At 68.0% G+C, this 850-nt stretch carries 2 protein-coding genes; both read left to right on the forward strand.

The annotated features are described in order from the left end of the window. The first annotated feature begins 12 nt into the window (after positions 1 to 12). The gene (locus ACFZA0_RS33190) at positions 13 to 462 is read left to right on the forward strand and encodes a YbaB/EbfC family nucleoid-associated protein (RefSeq protein ID WP_391023877.1); all 450 of its coding nucleotides are present in this window, start codon (positions 13 to 15) and stop codon (positions 460 to 462) included. Between the two features lie 7 nt (positions 463 to 469). Continuing rightward, entirely contained in the window at positions 470 to 835 is a 366-nt protein-coding gene (locus ACFZA0_RS33195; protein ID WP_391023879.1) for a hypothetical protein, read from the forward strand. The last annotated feature ends 15 nt before the right edge of the window (positions 836 to 850 follow it).

The following is an 850-nucleotide window of genomic DNA, read 5'->3' on the forward strand; positions in this document are numbered from 1 at the left end:
GGAAGGTGAACGGTGAGCAGCGAGTCGATCGAGCAGCGGCTGGCCAAGGCGATGGAACAACTGGAGGCCACCGAAGCCGCGGTGGCGCGTGCGGAGGGTGAACTCGCCCACGCGGAGGCCACGGTGCGGTCCGCGGACCGGGTGGTCGAGGTGACCGTCACGGCGCAGGGCGACCTCAGCGCGGTGAGGTTCCTGGGCGACAAGTACCGTACGATGCCCGCAGGTCAGCTCGCCGCGAGTGTGCTCGACGCCGTCCAGGAGGCCCGCACCCTGATGGCCCGGCGGGTCATGTCCACCTTCGAGCCCTTCACCAGGTCCAACGACGACGTGCCGGAACTGTCGGGCTTCGACGTGGACTGGAACAAGATCTTCGGGCCCGGTGTTCTGGAGGGCCCGAAGGCCGACCGGCGACGCGGATCCGGCCGGCTGCGCGACGAGATCAGTGAAGACCCGGAGGACTGAGGAGACCATGGCTTCCAACGCGTACTACGCCAACCCCGGAGTGCTCCAGGCCGGTACCCGGCAGATCGAGCAGATCAGCCGGCTGGCCAACGAGATCATCAGCGAGTTCATCACCGACGTGTCGGCGACCTCCGACTGGCCCGGCCAGAACGACAGTTACGCCAAGCAGGTGCTGCCGCAGGAGAAGAAGCAGCGGGAGGGCGCGATCAAGACGGGCTCCGCCCTGTCCGAGGCGATCGTCGGCGTGGGCGACGGCACCATAGCCAACCTCAAGAGCGTGGTGGGCACCCAGAACGGCGTGCTCGACGCCATCCACGACTCGCACATCAACACCGGCGGCTCCAACGGCGGCACGCACAGCGGCAAGCACTGACGAGCCGGACGACCG

Source organism: Streptomyces sp. NPDC008150, from assembly GCF_042956945.1.
Taxonomy (GTDB): domain Bacteria; phylum Actinomycetota; class Actinomycetes; order Streptomycetales; family Streptomycetaceae; genus Streptomyces.

Bases quoted from the DNA above. Each gene is read 5' to 3' on its own strand.
- ACFZA0_RS33195 (WP_391023879.1), top strand. From the start codon at position 470: ATGGCTTCCAACGCGTACTACGCCAACCCCGGAGTGCTCCAGGCCGGT.